The organism is Candidatus Dormiibacterota bacterium, assembly GCA_035532835.1.
In the GTDB taxonomy this organism is placed as follows: domain Bacteria; phylum Vulcanimicrobiota; class Vulcanimicrobiia; order Vulcanimicrobiales; family Vulcanimicrobiaceae; genus DAHUXY01.
Window position 1 is genome coordinate 1 of the sequence record DATKQG010000050.1, and the last position, 5,026, is coordinate 5,026.

The following is a 5,026-nucleotide window of genomic DNA, read 5'->3' on the forward strand; positions in this document are numbered from 1 at the left end:
ATGGCGTGCTCGTGATCGCTCTCCCGATTGCAGCGACAGCTTACCTCCCGACCACGCGAACCGAGATTCGCTTGATCGTTAAAAGGACTCATTCGTAACATATGCCCGTGAAAAAAAGAGAATCGAAGATCGTACCGGTCAGCTTAGTCGGCATTCTGCCGCTCCAGGAAGCGGTGCTGTTCCCCAACACCGTCATTCCGCTTGCGGTCGTGAAGAAGCCCGGCATTCAGCTCGTTGAAGAAGCGTTGCGCGAGGGCAAGCCGATCGGCTTGACCGTGCTCAAAGATCGCGACATCGAGAATCCCGGGCCGGACGATATTCAGCGCGTCGGTACCATCGGCATCATTCAGAAGATGCTCAAAGTGCCCGACGGCACGCTGCGCTGTATCGTAGCCGGGCAACAGGTTTTCCGTATCGATGACTTCGAGCAGACCGAGCCCTACATGGTCGCGTCCTATACGGAATTACCGGATATCACGATCGACAATGAAGAGCTGCTTGCGATGCAGCGCAATCTCGGCGGGCTCTTTCAAAAGCTCCTCTCCTATCTTCCGCAAGCACCGCGCGAGATGGAGATGGAAGTCCAGAACATCAACGATCCCAACGTCTTGACGTACTTCGTCGCGTCGACGATGCGTCTGGAGACAGCCGATCGCCAAGCGCTCCTCGAAGAGCGCAACACCGGCAAGCGCATGCGCAAGCTCACGATGTTGCTCACCAAGGAGCTTGAGGTCGTCGAACTCGGCCATAAGATTCAGGGCGATATCCAACGCGAGATGGAGAAAAATCAGCGCGAGTTCTACCTGCGTCAGCAATTGCGCGCGATTCAGGAAGAGCTGGGCGAGATCGATCCGCAGCAGGCCGAGACCAACGAACTGCGCGAGAAAATCGACGAAGCCAAGATGCCGGAGGACGCCAAGAAGGCGGCCGACCGCGAGTTGGAGCGTCTCTCCAAAGTTCCGCAAGCGAGCCCCGAGTATTCGGTGATTCGCACGTATTTGGATTGGCTCGTGCAATTACCGTGGGATAAAGATACGACCGACCACATCGAGATCAAGAAAGCGCGCGAGATCCTCGACGAAGATCACTACGATCTGGAGAAGATCAAAGACCGCATCATCGAGTACCTCGCCGTCGGTAAGCTGAAGAAGAAACTCAGCGGGCCGATCCTGTGCTTCGTCGGTCCGCCGGGCGTAGGCAAAACTTCGCTCGGGCAATCGATCGCGCGTGCGATGGGACGCAAGTTCGTGCGCCTTTCGGTCGGCGGCGTGCGCGACGAAGCCGAGATCCGCGGGCATCGCCGCACGTACATCGGCGCGATGCCGGGCACGATCATCCGCGCGATGCGCGATGCCGGGACGAAGAATCCCGTCATGATGATCGACGAAATCGATAAGGTCGGCGCGGATTATCGCGGCGATCCGCAGTCGGCGTTGCTCGAAGTGCTCGATCCGGAGCAGAACTCGACGTTCCGCGACCATTACATCGATCTTCCGTTCGATCTCTCGCAAGTGCTGTTCGTCTGCACCGCGAATTCGCTCGACACGATTTCGCCGGCGCTGCGCGACCGTATGGAGATCATCCAGCTCTCGGGCTATACCGAACTCGAAAAGCTGCAGATCGCCAAGCGTTACCTCGTCAAGAAGCAGCGCACGGCCAACGGCCTCAAAGAGACGCAGGTCCAAATCAACGACGCGGCCTTACGGGCGATTATCACCGATTACACGCGGGAAGCCGGCGTGCGTAATTTGGAACGCGAGATCGGCACGGTCTTCCGCAAGATCGCGCGCAAGATCGCGGAGGCGCCGCGCTTCAAGGCGCGCGTTAAGCCCGAGAGCTTGCTCGAGTACTTGAGCCGTCCGCGGTTCTACAACGAAGTCAAGAAGCGCGTCGCATCGGTCGGCGTGGCGACGGGCCTCGCCTGGACGCCCGTCGGAGGCGACATCCTCTTCATCGAAACGCAATCGATGCCGGGTACCGGCAAGCTGGTGCTGACGGGGCAGCTCGGCGACGTGATGAAGGAGAGCGCGCAAGCCGCGGTCTCGTTCTTACGCTCGCGTACCGCCGAACTCGGCATTCCGGAGGACTTCTTCGCGAAGCACGATCTGCACATTCACGTGCCGGCCGGTGCGACGCCGAAGGATGGCCCCTCGGCGGGTATCTCGATGGCGACGTCGATCACCTCGATGCTGACCGGCCTCAAAGTCGATCCGAATCTGGCGATGACCGGCGAGATCACGCTCACCGGCCAAGTGCTCCCGATCGGCGGCCTGAAAGAGAAAGTGCTCGGCGCGAAGCGTGCGGGCATCAGCAAGATTCTCTTTCCGAAGCGCAACGAGATGGATCTCGACGACATTCCCAAGGAAGTGCGCGACACGATGACGTTCGTGCCGGTCGAGGAACTCTCGGAAGTCTTGCAGCAAGCGCTTGGAAAACGCATCATCACGCCCGTTCCGCTCGGGGCCGAAGCGCCGAAGCGGGCGAGCAACGTGGTCCCGATGCGTCAGCGTAACGGGGCCACAAAACGCCCGCGTACGACCGCCGAGCGCAAGCGCGCCACGACGAGAAAGCGCTAAGCCTGGATTCTCGCGGGCTCGCCGCGGGAGTACGAAATCAACGCGACCACGATCATGACGCCCGCGACGCCTGCAAAGTAGGATGTCGCGGGCGCAAACGTATGTGCGAGCGGCCCAAGACGAGCGGCGCGGGCAAAGTACACGGCGCCCGCGGTCGCGACGCCGAGTAATTGCCCGGTGGTGCGCGCGGTGGCCAGCGTTCCCGCCGCGATGCCACGGCGGTTTGCCGGTGCGGCGCCCATGATCGCGCTGTTATTCGGCTGCGTGAAGACGGCCGTGCCGCACCCGGTCACGCTAAGCGCCACGACGATTTGCCACACGCTGGGGTGCCCGGGTAACAGCGCTAACATCACCGATCCGGCAGTAACGAGCAGCGCGCCGAAGGTTGAAACGTAGCGCGCCGGGATGCGGTCCGAGAGCGATCCGGCGATCGGCGCTAGGACGATGTTCAGGACGGTAAGGGGAATGAGCATCAAGCCGGCTTTGAGCGGCGATGCGCCCAGCGCCAATTGCGCGGCGAGCGGAACGATAAAAATAACGCCGGACTGCGCGGTGAAATAGACGAATGCGGCGATCGTCGATAGTGAGAAGAGCGGATTGCGGAAGAGTTCCAGATCGAGCGTCGGGCTTTTAACGCGTCGCTCGATCGCGATGAATGCGACGAGGCTTACGGCTGCAATCCCGAAGGTGACGAGCGTGGGCAGCGACGTCCATCCCCACATATCGCCGCGCGAAATTGCAAGCGACGCGCTCAAGAGGCCCACCACCGAGCACAATGCGCCGAGCGGATCGAAAACCTGCGGGTGCGGTCGCGGCGACGGTAGGATGAGCACCGCGAGAACGAGCGCCACGATGGTAATCGGAACGTTGATCGAAAAAATCCAGCGCCAATCGCCGTAGGTGGTAATGGCGCCGCCCAAGATGGGCCCGGTGGAGAGTCCGACTGCAACTGCCGCGCCGTTCAAACCGATTGCGCGCCCACGATCGCGCCCGGGAAACGTGTCGACGATCAAGGCTTGCGTGCACGAAACCAGCATCGCCGATCCCAAGCCTTGCAGGATGCGGAACGCGATCAGCGCTTCGAGCGTCGGCGCGAGCGCGCATGCGAGCGAACCGACGCCGAAGATACCGAATCCGATGAGATAGATGCGCTTCTGCCCGAACATATCGCCGAGGCGTCCGAAGAGCACCAGGGTGGACGCGGTGACGAGCAGATACGCGAGGATGATCCATTCGGCTTCGTCGACGCTATGCCCGAAGGCGTGCGCGATCGAGGGCATGGACACGTTGGCGATCGAGCCGTCGAGCGGGCCCATAAACGTGCCGAGCATCACCGTGCCGAGGATGAACCAACGGTGCGCGGGGTGGGAGCGAACGGCCGCCCTCACGCGGTCTGGTGCACGAGTTCGTTGGCCAAAGCCACCGCGAGCGAGGGCGTTGCAGCGAAACCGTCCGCGCCGATACGCTGCCAGAGTGTCGGATCTAACGTGAACGCACGCCCACCCACGAGCACCAGCGGCGCGACCGGACGGTCGAGGAGTGCGGCGATGAAGTTGCGGACCGGAATAATATCGCGAGCGAGCGTCGCCGAGAGCGCCAGCACGTCGACGGAGACGCGGTCGACGTAATCCAGTAGATCCTCCGGCGGAATGTTTCCGCCTAAGTAGGTCGCGTGCCAGCCGCCAAGCGCGAACGTGTCCGCCAGCATGCGCGCGCCGACTCCGTGCGCGGAACTTCCGAGCGACGCGCTCACAACCGCGAACTCACGGAACGGGCGAAGGGCTTGTAATTCGGCGATATGTGCCATGAAGCGTTCGATCGCCGCGGTAATCGCGTGCTCCTCCGAGATGCCGATCGCATTGTGCTCCCAAAGCCGTCCCGTTTCGTGCAGCAACGGTGTGATGATCTCGCCGTAGAGTTCGGCTTGGCTAGTGCCCTTCGCAACGCAGCAGAGCAACTCGCGCGACGCGCGTTGCTCGTCGCCCTCCAGCAGCAAGTTCAGGATGCGCTCCGCAACGGCACCGCGCGGGGAGGCTGCGTCGATCGCGCTTGCCGGGCCGGATTCCGAGTGCCGTGCGATGGCCCCGCGGGCCGCTTCCAAAATAGATCGCGCGCGAACCGCATTGGTGAGCGGCAATAACGTGCCGAGCGAATCGAGCATGCTCTGCAAGGCGGCGTCGACGCTTGCGGGCGATTCGCGATGGGCGACGAGCGATTGCGCCCACCGAACCAGATCAACGAAGAGTGCGGGTGCCGATAGCTCGACCGCGTCGCGGAGGCTCGCAACAAATTCATCGCCTAATTGAAATGGCAGCGCTGCCAAGGGATCGCGCGGCCGCAGGGACGACGTCAGCACATCCCCTACAACACAGCGCAACCCCGGGTTGATGCAGCTTGAAGGGACGAAATGCTCGCCTCGGAAGTGTTAGGTATCGTGAAAAAGACGCTGC

3 protein-coding genes are annotated in these 5,026 nt (G+C 61.9%); 1 reads left to right on the plus strand and 2 read right to left on the minus strand.

Going from position 1 to position 5,026, the window contains the following annotated elements; translation table 11 throughout:
• Positions 1 to 101 precede the first annotated feature (101 nt).
• Positions 102 to 2,576: an endopeptidase La gene (gene lon / locus VMW12_06485; protein ID HUZ49377.1), complete on the plus strand. Its 2,475-nt coding sequence runs from the start codon at positions 102 to 104 to the stop codon at positions 2,574 to 2,576.
• On the opposite strand, the gene VMW12_06490 is transcribed toward lon, so the two are convergent.
• Entirely contained in the window at positions 2,573 to 3,964 is a 1,392-nt protein-coding gene (locus VMW12_06490; GenBank protein HUZ49378.1) for an MFS transporter, read from the minus strand. The genes lon and VMW12_06490 overlap by 4 nt on opposite strands.
• Positions 3,961 to 4,932 carry a cobalamin-dependent protein gene (locus VMW12_06495; GenBank protein HUZ49379.1) on the minus strand — a complete coding sequence of 324 codons (972 nt, stop codon included), beginning with the start codon at positions 4,930 to 4,932 and terminating at the stop codon, positions 3,961 to 3,963. Before VMW12_06495 ends, VMW12_06490 begins: the two co-directional genes overlap by 4 nt.
• Positions 4,933 to 5,026: the final 94 nt, after the last annotated feature.